Source organism: Algibacter sp., from assembly GCF_039977455.1.
In the GTDB taxonomy this organism is placed as follows: Bacteria; Bacteroidota; Bacteroidia; order Flavobacteriales; family Flavobacteriaceae; genus Algibacter_B.
Genome location: NZ_JBDWDG010000016.1, coordinates 204,910 through 221,270 on the forward strand (window position 1 = coordinate 204,910; position 16,361 = coordinate 221,270).

A 16,361-nucleotide genomic window follows, 5' to 3' on the forward strand; every position below is an offset into this window, starting at 1 on the left:
TTAATCCTTAAAAAACGACTAACTATTTATCGTTTAATAGTTTCCCGACAACTACTGCCTCGACTATTAAAAACAAAAACAAAGGAACAACCAAATTTACGCGTTCTAAGCGCGTTAACAGGACTTCTGAAAAAACACTTTTTTGAAAAATTAGAACAAAAGCTCCAATTTTTAAGAACATCATCATGAGGTATGCATAGCCTGCTTGATTAGGTAATTTACTAAAAACACCCTCTACTGTAGCATACACCAAAACTGCACTTATTGCAAAAAACAGGTAAACATTTAGTAAAGAAAAGGATGGATTAGAATTTATTACCGCGCTATGAATTCCATAGCCAACACCAAATAGCAACAAAAACAAAAGGGCTACTAGAACTATTCGTTTAATCATTAAGAATTATTATTTGTTATTTTTATAACTTGTTTAATTACCGAATAAATGGCAATAAATACCGCTAAAAGAGATATTATTTTATAATATAGTTGATTTTCGTTACCCAGTTTAACATCTAACCATTCACCAAGTTTACTTCCTAAATAGATGGTTAAACCCATTTGTATAGCTATAGATGTAAACCTAATATAAGGATTAAGCTTTTTTCCCTGATTCTGGTTTTCCTTGTTGAAGTCTCCCTTGTTCGCCATTATTCATTTCTTTTCCAGCGCCTTTCATAACGCAAGTAACATTAAACGTTGCTCCTGGTTCAACTGCTAATTTTCCAGCTACAACCTCGCCCTCAATATACGCAGAAGCTTTTAAGGTTAAAGTACCTGAAAGCACCAATTTTCCTGAAAACTTCCCTTCAAAATGAGCGTCAGTTCCATTTAAAGTACCTTGTATTAAACCCGACTTACCAACAACTACTTTTCCTGCTGTTTTAATATTTCCTTCAATACTGCCATCTATTCTCAAATCGCCTTGGCTCGTAAAATCGCCAACCAATTGAGTGCCTTGAGCAATGATATTTTGACTTCCGTTACTTTCTGCCATTTGTTTTGTTTTTTTATTATCAGAGAACATAAGTTGTAAGGTTTAAGGGTTATCGTTATTCAAATAATCATCTAAATTTTTATGGATTTGAATAATTTGATAATTTCTAGAGGATACTACAAAATAAGAGGTTTTAATTTTATATTGATCCTCTTCCGTTAGAAGTTGATTAAATGTTTTAGCTACTTGCTCTGTTTTTAAACCATGTACAACAATAAATTTAGTATCCGGATTATAAACATCTATAGAGGCATTTAATTGATAATACTTAACACGACCTAAAACCTCATCTAAGGTTTCTTTAAATTTAGTAATAGTTTCTAAAGGTGCATTTTTAAATTGAAACACGACCTTATAATTTTCTGGAATACTATCCATTTTTCGAACAAACTCTTTACTAGCCAACTTAGGCAAAATATTAGATTCAATATTTTGAGCCTGTTTACCTTCTGGTGTATTAGCATAAGTAATTGCCAAATAATTAACGCCTTTTTTATAGGCTTCAAAACCATATAATCGACCAGAAGCTGTAGCTTTTAGCAGTTCGAATTTTGGCACAATAGATTCCCCATCAAAGGTTTTTATAAACGCTTCGCTTTTAGAAATGACATCGGCATATTCTTGGTTTTCATGCTGAATATATAAAGCTTCATACAAACTCTCAGGGCTATTTTCATCACGCTCTGTAACCAACTCCGGATTCTTTAAAATAACAGCATATCGAGAACCCGGGAAAGTTTCAATAATTTCATTTTTTGCTATTTCAGCTTCTCCACTTTCACCTAACAATTCATAAATTTTATATAAATTATATTTTGAAGGCAACACTAATCGTTCTTCAGGATTACTTTTTAATAGGTTTTGAAATTTGCTCTTCGCTAAATTATACTCCTTAAATTTTTCTTTATAAATCAATCCTAATTGGTAATACGCATAATTACGATCTTTAGAAATGCTATCTATTTCTTTTTCAGATGAAGGAATTTTAGAAATATAAAACTGAGGATTGAAACGTTCTTCTTCTGAAGCAATATCTGCAATACTTACATTTATATTATTAGTTACATTATTTGATGCCCCTTTGCTAGACCATCTCCAATCGTCTTCTAAAGGTCTATCTCCCCAATACTTATTAAACTCATTTTTACCATATGATATCGTGGTTGGGTTATAAAAGTAAAATATTGTTGATTGAGCTTGAGGGGCTCCACGATTAACCTGAACACCTCCTATGTTACTTAATGTTGCTAGTCCGCTATTCCTATCGGCCGCTTCTTGTTTTTCCTTTTCTTCTTCAGCCTTAAGTTTTAAATCTTCAACAAAAGACTCAAAATAAGCTAACCTTTCTGGTTCCGGTAAATTAACAAGTCGTAAAATACTATCGTTTACTTTAGCTATCGCTTCATAATAAATAACATCTTCCAAGTTATCGCGTTTACGTTTTATAATACGATAAGGTTTAGAATTTAGAACCAAGTTACTCATTGTACTATCATAATATTGCCCCGCATCGGCATATACAGACGCATCAAAATTCATGTCACCTAAGGTTTCATAACTTTTAGCTTTAAGTAATTTATCGCGAGTATCTGTTCGTAAAGATTTGTTGTAGTAAGCAACCGCCAATGAATCTGACCCATTACGCAAATGATACGTAGCTATTTGATGATAAATTTTATCTAAATACGGACGGTTTTCTCTGTTTTCTTCAAGCTCGGTAAGCAATTCGGTAATTTCAAGTTTATCGCCGTTTTCAAAATCGAAATTTTTTATTTTTTCTAAATGCGCCGAAATCCAATAGATTCTTGGTGTTCTTCTATTAAGTTCGATTACTTTATCAAAAGCAATATTTGCACTATCCTTATACCCTAACTGGTTGTACAACTGCCCTTGAATGAAACGGTATCGTCCGCGCTCGTCGTTATTTTTTGTTGCAGTCGAAGCGATTTCCAATTGGGTAATAGCAGTATCAATTATTTTTGTGTTTAGATACGCTTGCGCTAGAATTGAGGTGGCATCTGCCAAATCCTGACCTTCTAAATCTTCTTGTCTTAAAAGGCGTTTTAAATTTTCGATTGCTAACTCGTTATTATCAAGTCTGATATTTGCTTTTTCTCGCCATACCTTAGCTTGATTAATTTTATCGCTTGCAGGGTATTTGTATAGAATATAGTTTAAAGCTTCTAAGGCTGGTACGAAACGCTGATCGAAATATCGGGCTTTACCTAAAAGCAAGTAAGCTTCATCCATTTGTGGATTGTTCTCCTTGCCATCAATATTCATACTATGTTTTTGAATGGCTTTTACAGCTTTCTCTTCGGCTCTAGAAAAACTTTCGTTTTTAGACTGCCCAGGAAGCACAACATCTTCAAAAATTTGCATGCGTTCTATGGGCAAAACCTCCCAATAGTTATCGAAATAGGCGTCGTTAAGCCCTTGCCTACCTCGCTCTAAAGCATTATAACCATTATAAAGCGCATTAAACTCGGCAGTAATAGCATGAAAATTTCTATTAATAAATTTATCTTTTTTTCTAGAACAACTCAATGCAAGAAAAACAGATAAAATAAGTAATATTATGGCTTTAGTAGGTGTTTTCAATGCTGGTATTTTTAGTCTAGATAATAACTATAAAGTCTTGCTATTATTATATATAGCGTGGTAAAAATAAGCATCTTTTTGGATTTAGCTATATATTGATTGATAAAATGGCCTCTCAAAACCAAGAACACCCTAAGTTATTGCGTTAAAAAAGGAAAGCTCAATTTGAAAACCATCTAAGAATCAACAAAATATTTTCACTTAAAAAAGTGTCATTTATAAAAGGTTTCCAATCTTCACTTTTATCTACTTGTACCATGTTAATTATTATAAACCCTGTGTAGGCTGAATTAAATCTAACAGCAAACTAAAAGAAGTGGTTTTTCTAGCGAAATTATTTCCTACCAAGGCTTGCCTAGCTAAAAAAGGCTTTCCATTCTAAATTTAAAAAAAGTTTTATCATTTCTAATGGTTTTAGTTTTCTTAAATGTAATAATATTGGGCTATAAAATAGCAACAGATAAAACCATTATTTAATCATTCTGGGTTTACTTAATCTTATAATTTAAACCTAAAAATAAACAAGTCGTACTTTTTCTAGAAAAAAAACACATTTTATTTAATGGCTTCCTTATTTTTGTTGAAAACAATTACCTATGTCATCATTTCATAAACTTTCAGTAAAAAATATAACCAGAGAAACTGCTAAAGCTATCAGCATTTCTTTTAATATTCCGGAAAACTTAAAGGACACTTATGCCTTTAAAGCAGGCCAATACATTACTTTAAAAACTGAAATTGATGGTAACGAAATACGAAGGGATTATTCACTTTGCGTATCTCCAAAAAGTGGTGAAATTAAAGTTGCAATTAAAGAAGTAAAAGAAGGAACATTTTCTGCTTATGCCAATAACACACTAAAAGTTGGGGACACTATTGAAGTAGGCCCACCAAAAGGACGCTTTGTTTTTGAACCAAACGATTCGAAAACTAAAAATATAGCCTTATTTGCTGCAGGCAGTGGAATTACGCCTATTTTAAGTATAATAAAATGTGCTTTAGAAGAAGAAGTGAAGAGCAAGGTTATTTTAGTTTATGGCAATAAAACCAATAAAGACACTATGTTTTTTGATGAACTTTTAGAACTTCAGCACGCTTATAAAGATCGTTTTTCTATTCAGTTCGTATTTAGTCAACAAGATGAAGATGATGCCATTTTTGGCAGAATTGAGAAAAGCACGGTTAATTACGTTATGAAAAACAAGCATAAACATATAGAGGTTGATGCTTTTTATCTATGCGGACCAGAAGCCATGATCCATACAGTAAAAGATGTTTTAACGGAGCATGATATTGATGAAAACCGTATTCATTTTGAACTTTTCAAGGCCGCAAAACCAGCAGAAGTTCAAGAGGAAATTGCGACAGCTACAGGAAACACAAAAATTACAGTTACTGTTGATGATGAAACCACAACGTTTGATATGTCGCAAAAACAAACCATCCTAGAAGCAGCATTAGATGAAGATTTAGACGCTCCTTATTCTTGCCAAGGTGGTATTTGCAGCAGTTGTTTAGCACGTGTTACAGAAGGCGAAGCAACTATGAGACAAAACAATATTTTAACCGCTAGTGAGGTTGCCGAAGGCTTAGTTTTAACCTGTCAAGCACACCCAACAACTCCAACTATTACAATAGATTTTGATGATGTTTAATGCCATTTCTGCGGAAGCAGAAACCAACCTCTTTAATCTATAATATATCTATTTTATGGGGTTAATAAATCGTTACTAAGAATGGATACGATTTTTTCAACAACTTGTTCTGGCGAAACACTACCCGCAGCTTCTTTATAAGTCTCAGGATATTTATTTCCATAAACAGAAGTTGGTATTAATGGGTATTGTGCTCTATTGGCGAGCAACGCATAATCTTCTGGCTGATTAAAAGGTGCAAAACCAGCAAAAGGATGGGTAACCCCCCAAATAGTAACCACTTTTATTCCTAACATTGCCGCTACATGTGCATTTCCAGAATCCATAGAAAGCATAACCTCTAGATTGGAGATTACATCCAATTCTTCATCAAGCGATAACTTGCCTGCAAGACTGGTTGTGTTCTCAAATTTATTTTGGAAATCGTCAAGTATTTCAGACTCATATTTTCCGCCTCCGAACAAAATAATATTATAGTCTTTCGACAATTTTTCAACAACCAATTTCATTTGGCTTAAAGGGTACATTTTTCCTTCATGTGCAGCAAAAGGAGCAATTCCTATAATCTTTTTTGAAGGATTTTGAATATACTTTTTTAACTCCGAATTTAAGATTGCTTTTTTTGGAAATCTAGGAGTATTTAAGTCTATTTTATAGCCGAGTCCACCAAAAACATCTGCATAGCGCCGATGTGTTGTTTTAAGTTGTTTATAAACTTTTTTCGAGGTTAAAAGTCGCTTTTCTTTACGGCCTTTATCAATTGAAATAAAGCGTTTACATTTAATAAACTTTTTCAGAACCTTACTTCGTAGCACATTGTGTAAATCTGCTACAACATAGAACCGCTTTTTATTTAAAGCTCGTCCTAATTTATAAAGACCAAAAACACCTTTATGTTCGCCTTTTAAATCAGCAGAAAACACCTCAACATGTTCTAAATCTCTAAAAAAAGGTTTAAAAAATGCGCGTGTTAATACCGTAATTCTAAGCTCGGGATGCTGTTGTGTTAGTGCTCTTAAAACTGGAACCGTCATAGCCACGTCTCCCATAGCTGAGAGACGAATGACTAGAATGTTTTTTTGTTGTTTTGGCATCTCAACATTTAGGATGAGATTCCTGCTTAGGCAGGAATTTTATTTTTGTGAACGAAGTACTGGATTTAGTTCATCGTCATTGTACATTTTCATTTGCTTATACACTTTCATGTATTTATCACCGGCTTCAATATCACTTAAAAGGGTATCAATAGCTGTTGATAAATCCACACGTTGTTCTAACAAGATATCTAGCTTTTTCTGGCAAGCAGCTTTGTGTTCCGCGGAAGCGTCATTACGAGTAGCTTCCTCATTCATATGATATACTTTTAAGGCTAAAATAGACAACCTATCAACTCCCCAAGCAGGACTTTCTGTGTTTATTGTTGCTCCCGCTTTTACAGTAACATCTTTATATTTTTCTAAAAAATAACTATCAATATACTCCACCATATCGGTTCGGTCTTGATTTGAAGCATCAATTTTACGTTTTAAAGTTAATGCTGCAACAGGATCTATTTGCGGATCGCGAATAATGTCTTCATAATGCCATTGCACCGTATCTATCCAACATTTTCTATATAATAAATGCTCTAATAAATCGCTTTCTGGATAAGCGTTTTCAAAGGGTTGATCTACAGTGTTAATAATGTGGTACTTTTCAATAACGTCTTGAAAAATTTTGTTAGCTTTATTTGTAAACATATTCATTAATTTTTATAATGCGAAATTACATAAATTATCTAAGATTTTTTAATTTATAAAAATCTCAAAAGTGGTAATAATTAAATTTTTAATTCGGTTTCATTAACTTTACTATCAAAATCTAGATTTTTACTTATGACAATTCATAATTTATCACTTGAAAACTCCATTTTAAATAAATTTATATCTGAAATTAGAGCTGTTGACATTCAAAAAGACAGCATGCGTTTTAGAAGAAATATTGAACGTATTGGAGAAATTTTGGGTTACGAAATGAGTAAAACTTTAAGTTTTAACTTAAAAATAGTTGAAACTCCTTTAGGACAATGCAAAATAGACTTACCAAAAAACGATGTTGTATTATGCTCTATTTTGCGGGCAGGCGCACCATTGCATAATGGGTTGTTAAATTATTTTGATAACGCCGAAAATGCTTTTATTTCGGCATACAGGCACCATAAACACAATCCGGAAAGTTTTGAAATTATTGTAGAGTATTTAGCATGCCCTAATTTAGAAGGCAAAACTCTTATTCTTGCAGATCCTATGTTAGCTACAGGACAGTCGATGGTAGCGACTTTTGAAGCCCTAAAACCTTTTGGAACACCTAAAGAAATTCATTTAATTAGTGTTATTGGCGCACAAGAAGGCGTTAATTATGTGGCGGAAAAATTTAGTAAAAACACACATTTATGGATTGCCGCCATTGACGACACCCTAAACGATAAGGGTTATATTGTGCCTGGGATTGGTGATGCTGGCGATTTAGCCTTTGGCGAAAAACTACAGCAATAACAAAGCAAAAGGAAGTATAATTAATACGCCTAAAAAGAGTTCTTTAAACCATTTATCTGGTATAATTTCTATGTAATTGGCTATTATAATGGCTAATGGTGCAAATAAAAACAAAAATTCACTTCCAGTTTTTTTAGGGGCTAGTATTACAATAAAGAAACCAATAATAGCAGCCAAAATAATAGTTTTAAACGATGCTCTAAATGCCTTTTTCTGTTTTTTTACATTATTTAAATAAAAAATAGAAGACCAAATTCCAAAGGAAAGTAATACGGTAATAGAAATTAAATACACCGCAGAATTATAATTACTAAAATCGTAACTAATTTGTGGCGACCAATTAAATAGCCCAAAATAATTATCAAATAACACTAAAGATGCACTGCTACTTATAATAAAAACGGTAAATACACCCAAAAAAGGTATTAACCAATGGCGAATATTATTGTCCGTATACAACACAAGTGATAATAAGATTAACACAAAAAACAAGATAGACCAAAAATAAAAAAGCGAAGCTATAGCAATCCAAAAGGCTGCATCAAAAAGTTTTTTCTTGATGTTTTTTGGCGAGCGCATACTCACTATTCGTCTTAACCCAAGTAACACAAAAAAATTTGAAAATAACACATTGTCATTACTTGTTGTTTGGGTAATAAATAACATAAAAAGACTAAACAAAAGAACTTCGTAGCTATTTCTATTTGTTAAATGGTTTTTATTTGCAATAAAACTTAAAAGCAATATAGAGGCGTAGGCCACAAAAATTAATAAGGTTTGCTTTAGTATATAATCAAAGTTTAACCCACCATTTACCGCATAAATTCTAGCGTTTACAAAAGCCAAAACCACTATAAAAAAAACAACAACAAAATATATTGGTTTAGATTTATTAAAAAAGCTTGTAATCATTAACTGTTTTTGTATTTTTGCTATGTAAATATACTAACTAAAAAATGGTTGGTAAATAATAAACAAACCCATAATGAAAGATTTTTTTTACGCAATACAAGATTTATTTGTTAATGTTCTTTTTGTTCCAATGGATGCTATTAGAGCATTAGAACTAGAAAACTGGTTTGCAGCAAATACAATTTCTTGGATTTTTATTGTTATTTGTATCGTAGCTATGGTTTACTGGATGCTACAACTTAAAATATTTAATGATAATAATGAAGAAGATAAAAGTATATCTTCTCATTCATTTCTATAAATCGAATCCAATATCTTTACGATAATACATCTTATCAAAATGTAGTTTTTCTATACTTTGGTAAGATTTTTTTATGGCCTCTTGGTAGGTATTACCATACGAGGTTATAGCCATAACTCGCCCTCCAGACGTTAGTATTTTTCCATCTTTAATTTGCGCTCCAGCGTGAAACGGAATAGAATCTACAATGGCATTTACCCCTGTTATTTCTTTACCTTTTTCATAAGCTTCAGGGTAACCTCCAGAAACAGTCATAATTGTGGTAGCTGCACGCTCATCAATTTTAATATCTACTTCATTTAAAGTACCATTAGCCATAGCTTGTAAAATTTCAACAAAATCGTTTTTTAATCTTGGTAAAACAACTTCGGTTTCTGGATCTCCCATACGTACATTGTATTCAATAACTTTTGGATCGTCTCCAACCTTTATTAATCCAATAAACACAAAACCAACATAAGGTAATTTATCCTTTTTAAAACCGTTAATTGTTGGTTTTACAATGCGCTCTTCAATTTTATTAAGAAACTCCTCGGTAGCAAAAGGCACTGGAGAAACCGCTCCCATACCTCCTGTATTTAATCCTTTATCACCTTCACCAATACGCTTATAATCTTTAGCTGTTGGTAAAATTTTATAATGCTCGCCATCAGTTAACACAAAACAACTTAGCTCGATACCATCTAAAAACTCTTCAATAACCACTTTTGTACTAGCCTCTCCAAATTTGGCATCAACAAGCATACTCTTTAATTCAGCTTTAGCGTCATTAATATCATTTAAAATAACAACACCTTTACCTGCTGCTAACCCATCGGCTTTTAAAACATAAGGTGCATTTAAAGTTTCTAAAAACGCATAGCCTTTTTCAACAGTTTCTTTAGTAAAACTTTCGTAAGCGGCGGTTGGTATGTTGTGGCGATATAAAAACTCTTTTGCAAACTCTTTACTACCTTCTAACTCGGCAGCAGCCTTTTGTGGTCCAATTACAGAAACATGTTTAATGGCGTCATCATTTAAAAAGAAATCGTGAACACCTTGCACTAATGGATCTTCTGGTCCAACAACAACCAAATCGATTTTATTACTAATTACCAGTTCCTTTATGGCCGGGAAATCGGTTACACCAATATTTACGTTTGTCGCTATTTCGTTAGTTCCAGAGTTTCCTGGTGCTACAAATAGTTTATCGCATTTCGGGCTCTGAGCAATTTTCCAAGCAAAAGTGTGTTCTCTTCCTCCAGAACCAAGTATTAATATATTCATAGTAATAGTATAAGTTGTTTGGGCAAAAATAAAATTAATGCTTCTAATTCACGAATATTTTTTATTTACTTTACATAAAATACTAACTTTAAATAATTGTATTGCTAAAAGTGTCCTTCGCTAAAGCATTTATAATTATTTTTGACTTTCGCCCATTAATAAATAATTGAACATTTTTTTAACTTGAATGTATTCGACTTTTCTTTACAATTAAATGGTTTTCCTATAAAGGAAGCTACTGCTGTATTAAAATCAATTCAAGATATAAACGAAAAAGATTTTGCAACACATATTGAAGCTAAAAAGCAGGACATTGTTAGGTTTCACTTAAAAAACAATCCTTTTTATAAATCGCTAATCAAGGATACAGACACTTCAGACTGGAACAACATTCCTGTATTAACTAAAAAAGATTTACAAAAACCTTTAGAAAAAAGACTTACAAAGCATTATACCAAGTACGACATTTATGTTAATAAAACCTCAGGGTCGTCTGGAACACCTTTTGTTTTTGCTAAAGATAAATTTAGTCATGCCTTAACTTGGGCCATTATTCAAAACCGTTTTGGTTGGTATAATTTAGATTTTAATACATCAAAACAAGCCCGGTTTTATGGTATTCCATTAGATAAAATAGGCTATTACAAAGAACGTTTTAAAGATAAACTTAGCCGAAGATTTCGGTTTTCGGTATTCGATTTAAGCGAATCGGCTTTTGAAAAACATTTAAAAAAATTTAAAACTACCTCATTCGAATACCTTAATGGTTATACAAGTTCAATTGTGCAATTTGCTAAATTTCTTCAACATAAAAATCTCGTTTTAAAAACCATTTGCCCAACTTTAAAAGCATGTGTTGTAACCTCCGAAATGTTATTTGAAGACGATAAAAAACTCATGGAAACCCAATTTGGAGTACCCATAATTAATGAGTATGGCGCTTCGGAACTAGATTTAATAGCTTTTAAAAACCCAAATGGGAATTGGCAAGTTAATAGCGAATCTCTTTTTGTTGAAATTCTAGACGACAAGGGTGCTGTTTTGCCTTACGGCGAAGAAGGCCGGATTGTCATTACATCACTTTATAATAAAGCACATCCTTTTATTAGATATGATATTGGCGATGTTGGTACCCTATCTAAAAAAAGTACCATTAAAACCCCTATTCTTGAAAAATTAATAGGACGAACTAATGATATTGCTGTTTTAGGGAGTGGAAAAAAGGCTGCTGGTTTAACGTTTTATTACATTACAAAAAGCATTATTGAAGATGACGGAAAGGTAAAAGAGTTTATTATTGAACAACATAAACTTGACACTTTTAAGATTATTTATGTTAGTACTGAAACCCTTTCGGAAGAAAAGAAAAAAATTATAACCACAGAAATGGAAAATTACCTTGAAAAAGGGCTCCAAATACTGTTTGAAAGACAGGACAAATTAATTCGTTCAAAAAGTGGTAAATTGAAGCAATTTACATCCTACTTAAACCAAAACTCATGAATATAACCATAGTTGCAGGTGCCAGACCAAATTTTATGAAAATCGCACCTATTATTGAAGCCATTACTAATAAGAAAAAAGAAGGTTTTAATATTAGCTATAGGCTTGTACATACCGGACAACATTACGATAAAAACCTAAGTGGCACTTTTTTTGAAGAGTTAAACATACCGCTTCCCGATAGCAATTTAGAAGTAAAAAGTGGAAGTCAAGCAGAACAAACTGCTGCCATTATGATTGGTTTTGAAAACGAATTAATAGTAAATAAGTGCGATTTAGTAATAGTTGTTGGCGATGTTACTTCCACCATGGCTTGTGCTATAGTAGCTAAAAAAGCCGGAATTAAGGTTGCCCATGTGGAGGCAGGAATTCGTTCTGGAGATATGGCAATGCCAGAGGAAATTAATAGAATAGTTACCGATAGCTTAACCGACTATTTTTTTACCACTTCTAGTTATGCGAATAGAAATTTAAGTGCTTTAGGTGTTCCTGAATCCAAAGTGTTTTTTGTTGGAAACGTCATGATTGACACATTACTTAAAAATATAAACAGACTAACCAAGCCAGCACTTTGGAAGGATTTAAATTTGTCTAAAAAAAAATATATGGTTATGACCCTTCATAGACCCAGCAATGTTGATGAAGAACAGCAATTAAAAAAGCTTATAACCCAAATTGTTACTTTAGGACAAGATTATCCCATTATTTTTCCGGTACATCCCAGAACAAAAAAGCTTTTAAGTAACCTTAACCTAAATTTTAAAAACCTGCATTACGTTAATCCGTTAGGCTATTTAGAATTTAATTATTTGGTTAAAAACGCTTTGGCCGTAATAACAGATTCTGGTGGTATTACCGAAGAAACTACGGTTATGAATGTACCTTGTATAACCCTACGCGACAGCACAGAACGCCCTGAAACCTGCGATATTGGAACAAACATTTTAGTTGGAAGTGATTCTGAAAAAATTAAAAATGCCTTTAACATTCTATTACATAGCACATGGAAACAAGGCGTAATACCCGAATTATGGGATGGAAATACCGCAAAGCGCATTGTACATCATCTAGTATCTATTTAAAATGGAGATGAAAAACCTACTTATCATTACAAATTATTTTCCTCCAGAAACTGGAGCTGCATCAAATAGAATTTTTCATTTATCTGAAGGCTTACAAAAACACAATTTTAAGGTTTCTGTTTTAACCCCTTTACCAAATTACCCTAAAGGCAGGGTATTTGATGGTTATAGAGGCCGATTTAAGCAGACTTCTATTGAAAACGGTATAACCATTCATAGACTGTGGATTTATGCGAGTAACTCAAAGAATAAACTATTGCGGCTTATTGCTATGTTATCTTATAGTATCAGTTTAATTTGGTTTTTTATCTGGAACAAAATTCCTAAAACCGTAATAATTCAATCACCACCATTACTTGTTGCTTTTACCTCTGTTTTATTTCTGAGGTCCAAAAAAAGAAAACTTATTTTAAATGTTAGCGACTTATGGCCACTTGCTGCTTTAGAATTAGGCGCTTTAAAAAAGAATTTTAGCTATAGAATACTTGAAAAAATAGAGCGTTTTAACTATAAGCATGCCGATTTAATTCTAGGACAAAGCGATGAGATTCTAACCCATGTAAAATCGATTTATGGTAATAAAAACAGCTTCTTATATCGTAATTATCCAGATTTTAAAGCACAAGTACCAAACGGTGCCATCCAACCTTTAGAAAAGCTAAAAATAGTATATGCAGGCCTATTAGGAATTGCCCAAGGTATCCTAAAACTATGCGAGGAATTAGACTATTCAAAAATCCAATTCCATATTTACGGTGCTGGTGCAGAACAATTAGCTATTGAGGGCTTAATTAAAAATAAACCAGAATTAGATATTGTTTATCACGGCGAAGTTTCTAGACAAGAACTACATAGCGTTTTAACTCAATACGATGTAACCATAATTCCTTTACTTAATAGAATTTATGGCTCTGTACCTTCTAAAATATTTGAATATGCACGCCTAGGTATCCCAATGCTTTATTTTGGCGGCGGTGAAGGAGAAACTGTAATTAATAAATATGAACTTGGTTGGGTTGCTAATGCAAGTGACTATGCTAAATTAAATACGGTAATACTAAATTTGGATAGATCAAAGTTAGCATTAGAAAACAGAATTAAAATACAAAATGTAGCACTTTCACATTTTGATTTTAGTGCACAGTTAACCCAACTTATTAAAGTAATTTAATAGGCTTTCTCTTCGCCTCTTACAGCATTTGTAAATGTTTGTATAGTGATTTTAATGTCTAATAACAACGACCAATTTTCGATATAAAATATATCGTACTTAACGCGGTTAATAATATCTTTATCGGTTTCTATCTCGCCTCTAAAACCACTTACTTGAGCTAAACCTGTAATTCCTGGCTTAACAAAATGACGCACCATAAATTTATCTATACGTTGTGCATACATGTTAGTATGACTTACCATATGTGGTCTTGGTCCAACAACTGACATATCCCCAAATAACACATTAAAAAACTGTGGCAACTCATCAATACTTGTTTTTCTAATAAAGGCTCCCATTTTAGTGATTCTTAAATCACCTTTGGTTGCCTGATGTAAATGGGCATTTTTATTAGGTGTCATAGACCTAAACTTATAACAATCAAATTCCTTGTAATTAAAACCGTTTCTAGATTGTTTAAAAAACACGGGGCCTTTAGACTCTAACTTAATTAGTAAAGCTATAATTGGCGTTAACCACGACAATACAAAAACGATAATAAATAATGAAAACACAATATCGAAAAGTCGTTTAACTAACTTACTTAAAGGTTCTTGAAGAGGAATGGCCCTTAACGATAAAATTGGAATATAATCATAATATTCATACTTAAGCTTTTTAGAATAAATCTCCTTATTGTCTGGAATAAATTTAAGTTCTCTCAAATTATTATCCGCAAAGTCAATTAACCTATTAATTTGCTTATTAGACAGCTCTGAAACCGAAAAATATATTTCATCTATACTATTATCTATAATATAATTAAAACAATTATCTAAAGAGAAATCTTTATCCTTAACACTAAATTTAGCTTCAAACTTATATCCATAATCCAACCTGGTATTAAAGGTTTTTATAAGTTGCCTTGCTTTATCATTACTTCCTATAACAATAACTTTCCTATGATTACCTCGTAGTACCGTTCTGTATTTTTTTAATAGGAATGATGTTAAAAATTTAAAAATACTAATTAATAAAAACACCAACAACAAATAATTTCCTAAAGCCAAACGACTTACACTTGGTTGTTTAAAAAAGCCTATAAACGCGTAAACGACTATAGTAAAAAGTATTATTTGCTTAAATAACAGAGGAATAATTTGAATTAAGCGGGTATGCCTTTGTACTTCATAAAAATGATTTTTTATGGCAATAATAACCCAAGACAAAGATATGTATAGACAGAAAATATAAATGTTTTTTATATTTATATCAAAATAAAACACAGCCGTATTAATTATGGCTAAATCTATTAAACCAAATAAAGGCTTAATTAAGCTAGAATATCTTCCTTTTTTGTAGTCCACTTATTTTTTTATGTGTTCTTTAAAGTTTTTATGGTCACTCTTAAACAATTCTTCTTGCGATAAAGACTTAAAATATTCAAAAGTTATCTTCATGCCTTCTGCTCTATTAATCTTTGGTTCCCAATTTAGTATTTTTTTTGCTAAGGTTATATCTGGTTGCCTTTGCAAAGGATCATCTTGTGGTAAATTTTTATATATAATGGTTTGATTGGTCCCTGTAAGCTTTATAATTTCCTCGGCAAACTCCTTTATTGTAATTTCGTGTGGGTTACCTATATTAACTGGGTTTGAATAATCGCTTAATAACAACCTATAAATGCCTTCAACTTGATCATCCACATAACAAAAGGACCTCGTTTGAGAACCATCTCCAAAAACCGTTAAATCTTCTCCTCTAAGCGCTTGACCAATAAAAGCAGGGATTACTCTACCATCATTTAGGCGCATTCTAGGACCATAGGTGTTAAATATACGAGCAATTCGTGTTTCTATACCATGAAACCTATGGTATGCCATAGTTATAGACTCCTGAAAACGTTTAGCCTCGTCATAAACCCCACGTGGACCAATAGTATTTACATTGCCATAATAATCTTCTGATTGTGGATGAACAAGAGGATCTCCATAAACTTCTGATGTGGAAGCAATTAGCATGCGTGCCTTTTTAGCTTTGGCCAACCCCAAAAGATTATGCGTACCTAAAGCACCAACTTTTAAAGTTTGAATAGGTATTTTTAAATAATCGATAGGGCTTGCGGGCGATGCAAAATGTAAAATATAATCTAATTCGCCGCTTATTTTTATATAGGACGTTACATCCTGTTCTATAAACTCGAAGTTTGGATTTTCTTTTAAATGAACCAGGTTTTTAGGGTCTCCAGTTATGTAGTTATCCATTCCAATAACATGGAAGCCTTCTTTGATAAATCGATCGCAGAGGTGAGATCCTAAAAACCCTGCTGCTCCTGTTATTAAAATTTTTTTTTTCATTAG

At 32.4% G+C, this 16,361-nt stretch carries 16 protein-coding genes and 1 pseudogene; 6 read left to right on the forward strand and 11 right to left on the reverse strand.

Annotated features, from left to right (window positions below):
• Positions 1-22: 22 nt before the first annotated feature.
• The 5 genes and pseudogenes from ABJM36_RS06900 to ABJM36_RS06920 all read right to left on the reverse strand — a co-directional run.
• Positions 23-394 carry a DUF6168 family protein gene (locus tag ABJM36_RS06900; protein WP_348450554.1) on the reverse strand — a complete coding sequence of 124 codons (372 nt, stop codon included), beginning with the start codon at positions 392-394 and terminating at the stop codon, positions 23-25.
• A complete protein-coding gene (locus ABJM36_RS06905) occupies positions 394-648 on the reverse strand; it encodes an AtpZ/AtpI family protein (RefSeq protein WP_348450556.1) in 255 nt (84 codons plus the stop codon). Before ABJM36_RS06905 ends, ABJM36_RS06900 begins: the two co-directional genes overlap by 1 nt.
• Complete coding sequence (locus tag ABJM36_RS06910; RefSeq protein WP_348450558.1) at positions 593-1,024, reverse strand: polymer-forming cytoskeletal protein; 432 nt, start codon at positions 1,022-1,024, stop codon at positions 593-595. The genes ABJM36_RS06905 and ABJM36_RS06910 overlap by 56 nt, the downstream gene beginning before the upstream one ends.
• A 12-nt stretch (positions 1,025-1,036) precedes the next feature.
• Positions 1,037-3,595 carry a hypothetical protein gene (locus ABJM36_RS06915; protein ID WP_348450560.1) on the reverse strand — a complete coding sequence of 853 codons (2,559 nt, stop codon included), beginning with the start codon at positions 3,593-3,595 and terminating at the stop codon, positions 1,037-1,039.
• Positions 3,596-3,797: 202 nt separating this feature from the next.
• Positions 3,798-3,943 (reverse strand): annotated as a pseudogene (locus ABJM36_RS06920) (ABC transporter ATP-binding protein); the annotation flags it as partial.
• 248 nt (positions 3,944-4,191) lie between these two features.
• On the opposite strand from ABJM36_RS06920, the gene ABJM36_RS06925 reads away from it, so the two are divergent.
• Positions 4,192-5,250, forward strand: a complete 1,059-nt coding sequence (locus tag ABJM36_RS06925; protein WP_348450562.1) for a ferredoxin--NADP reductase — start codon at positions 4,192-4,194, stop codon at positions 5,248-5,250.
• Between the two features lie 53 nt (positions 5,251-5,303).
• Here the strand turns inward: ABJM36_RS06925 and ABJM36_RS06930 are convergent, their stop codons facing one another.
• Complete coding sequence (locus ABJM36_RS06930; RefSeq protein WP_348450564.1) at positions 5,304-6,344, reverse strand: glycosyltransferase family 9 protein; 1,041 nt, start codon at positions 6,342-6,344, stop codon at positions 5,304-5,306.
• A 39-nt stretch (positions 6,345-6,383) separates the two neighbouring features.
• The gene (locus ABJM36_RS06935; RefSeq protein WP_348450566.1) at positions 6,384-6,989 is read right to left on the reverse strand and encodes a DUF4254 domain-containing protein; all 606 of its coding nucleotides are present in this window, start codon (positions 6,987-6,989) and stop codon (positions 6,384-6,386) included.
• A 135-nt stretch (positions 6,990-7,124) separates the two neighbouring features.
• On the opposite strand from ABJM36_RS06935, the gene upp reads away from it, so the two are divergent.
• Positions 7,125-7,784, forward strand: a complete 660-nt coding sequence (gene upp, locus ABJM36_RS06940; protein WP_348450568.1) for a uracil phosphoribosyltransferase — start codon at positions 7,125-7,127, stop codon at positions 7,782-7,784.
• On the opposite strand, the gene ABJM36_RS06945 is transcribed toward upp, so the two are convergent.
• Positions 7,773-8,696: a DUF6427 family protein gene (locus ABJM36_RS06945; protein ID WP_348450569.1), complete on the reverse strand. Its 924-nt coding sequence runs from the start codon at positions 8,694-8,696 to the stop codon at positions 7,773-7,775. The two genes, upp and ABJM36_RS06945, sit on opposite strands and share 12 nt — an antisense overlap.
• Before the next feature lie 73 nt (positions 8,697-8,769).
• Here ABJM36_RS06945 and ABJM36_RS06950 point away from each other — a divergent pair, with 73 nt between their 5' ends.
• Entirely contained in the window at positions 8,770-8,997 is a 228-nt protein-coding gene (locus tag ABJM36_RS06950; RefSeq protein ID WP_348450571.1) for a uracil phosphoribosyltransferase, read from the forward strand.
• Here the strand turns inward: ABJM36_RS06950 and purD are convergent.
• Positions 8,992-10,263, reverse strand: coding sequence for a phosphoribosylamine--glycine ligase (purD, locus tag ABJM36_RS06955; protein ID WP_348450573.1), 1,272 nt, complete (start codon positions 10,261-10,263; stop codon positions 8,992-8,994). The genes ABJM36_RS06950 and purD overlap by 6 nt on opposite strands.
• A 183-nt stretch (positions 10,264-10,446) precedes the next feature.
• Between purD and ABJM36_RS06960 the strand changes: the two genes are divergently transcribed.
• The 3 genes from ABJM36_RS06960 to ABJM36_RS06970 are packed head-to-tail and all read left to right on the forward strand — an operon-like array spanning position 10,447 to position 14,019.
• On the forward strand, positions 10,447-11,766 hold the full coding sequence (locus ABJM36_RS06960) for a phenylacetate--CoA ligase family protein (protein WP_348450575.1): 1,320 nt from the start codon (positions 10,447-10,449) through the stop codon (positions 11,764-11,766).
• Positions 11,763-12,848 (forward strand): UDP-N-acetylglucosamine 2-epimerase (non-hydrolyzing), encoded by a 1,086-nt coding sequence (gene wecB, locus ABJM36_RS06965; protein WP_348450577.1) that lies wholly within the window; start codon positions 11,763-11,765, stop codon positions 12,846-12,848. The genes ABJM36_RS06960 and wecB overlap by 4 nt, the downstream gene beginning before the upstream one ends.
• Positions 12,849-12,855: 7 nt before the next feature.
• Positions 12,856-14,019: a glycosyltransferase family 4 protein gene (locus tag ABJM36_RS06970; RefSeq protein ID WP_348450579.1), complete on the forward strand. Its 1,164-nt coding sequence runs from the start codon at positions 12,856-12,858 to the stop codon at positions 14,017-14,019.
• Here the strand turns inward: ABJM36_RS06970 and ABJM36_RS06975 are convergent.
• Both ABJM36_RS06975 and ABJM36_RS06980 read right to left on the reverse strand, forming a co-directional pair.
• Positions 14,016-15,368, reverse strand: coding sequence for an undecaprenyl-phosphate glucose phosphotransferase (locus ABJM36_RS06975; protein ID WP_348450581.1), 1,353 nt, complete (start codon positions 15,366-15,368; stop codon positions 14,016-14,018). The genes ABJM36_RS06970 and ABJM36_RS06975 overlap by 4 nt on opposite strands.
• Positions 15,369-16,358 carry a UDP-glucuronic acid decarboxylase family protein gene (locus tag ABJM36_RS06980; RefSeq protein WP_348450583.1) on the reverse strand — a complete coding sequence of 330 codons (990 nt, stop codon included), beginning with the start codon at positions 16,356-16,358 and terminating at the stop codon, positions 15,369-15,371.
• Positions 16,359-16,361: the final 3 nt, after the last annotated feature.

Excerpts from the sequence above, each read along its gene's own strand:
- ABJM36_RS06900 (WP_348450554.1), bottom strand. The coding sequence starts at position 394 with ATGATTAAACGAATAGTTCTAGTAGCCCTTTTGTTTTTGTTGCTATTT.
- ABJM36_RS06905 (WP_348450556.1), bottom strand. The coding sequence starts at position 648 with ATGGCGAACAAGGGAGACTTCAACAAGGAAAACCAGAATCAGGGAAAA.
- ABJM36_RS06910 (WP_348450558.1), bottom strand. The coding sequence starts at position 1,024 with ATGTTCTCTGATAATAAAAAAACAAAACAAATGGCAGAAAGTAACGGA.
- ABJM36_RS06925 (WP_348450562.1), top strand. The coding sequence starts at position 4,192 with ATGTCATCATTTCATAAACTTTCAGTAAAAAATATAACCAGAGAAACT.
- ABJM36_RS06930 (WP_348450564.1), bottom strand. The coding sequence starts at position 6,344 with ATGCCAAAACAACAAAAAAACATTCTAGTCATTCGTCTCTCAGCTATG.
- ABJM36_RS06935 (WP_348450566.1), bottom strand. The coding sequence starts at position 6,989 with ATGTTTACAAATAAAGCTAACAAAATTTTTCAAGACGTTATTGAAAAG.
- upp (WP_348450568.1), top strand. The coding sequence starts at position 7,125 with ATGACAATTCATAATTTATCACTTGAAAACTCCATTTTAAATAAATTT.
- ABJM36_RS06945 (WP_348450569.1), bottom strand. The coding sequence starts at position 8,696 with ATGATTACAAGCTTTTTTAATAAATCTAAACCAATATATTTTGTTGTT.
- ABJM36_RS06950 (WP_348450571.1), top strand. The coding sequence starts at position 8,770 with ATGAAAGATTTTTTTTACGCAATACAAGATTTATTTGTTAATGTTCTT.
- purD (WP_348450573.1), bottom strand. The coding sequence starts at position 10,263 with ATGAATATATTAATACTTGGTTCTGGAGGAAGAGAACACACTTTTGCT.
- wecB (WP_348450577.1), top strand. The coding sequence starts at position 11,763 with ATGAATATAACCATAGTTGCAGGTGCCAGACCAAATTTTATGAAAATC.
- ABJM36_RS06970 (WP_348450579.1), top strand. The coding sequence starts at position 12,856 with ATGAAAAACCTACTTATCATTACAAATTATTTTCCTCCAGAAACTGGA.
- ABJM36_RS06980 (WP_348450583.1), bottom strand. The coding sequence starts at position 16,358 with ATGAAAAAAAAAATTTTAATAACAGGAGCAGCAGGGTTTTTAGGATCT.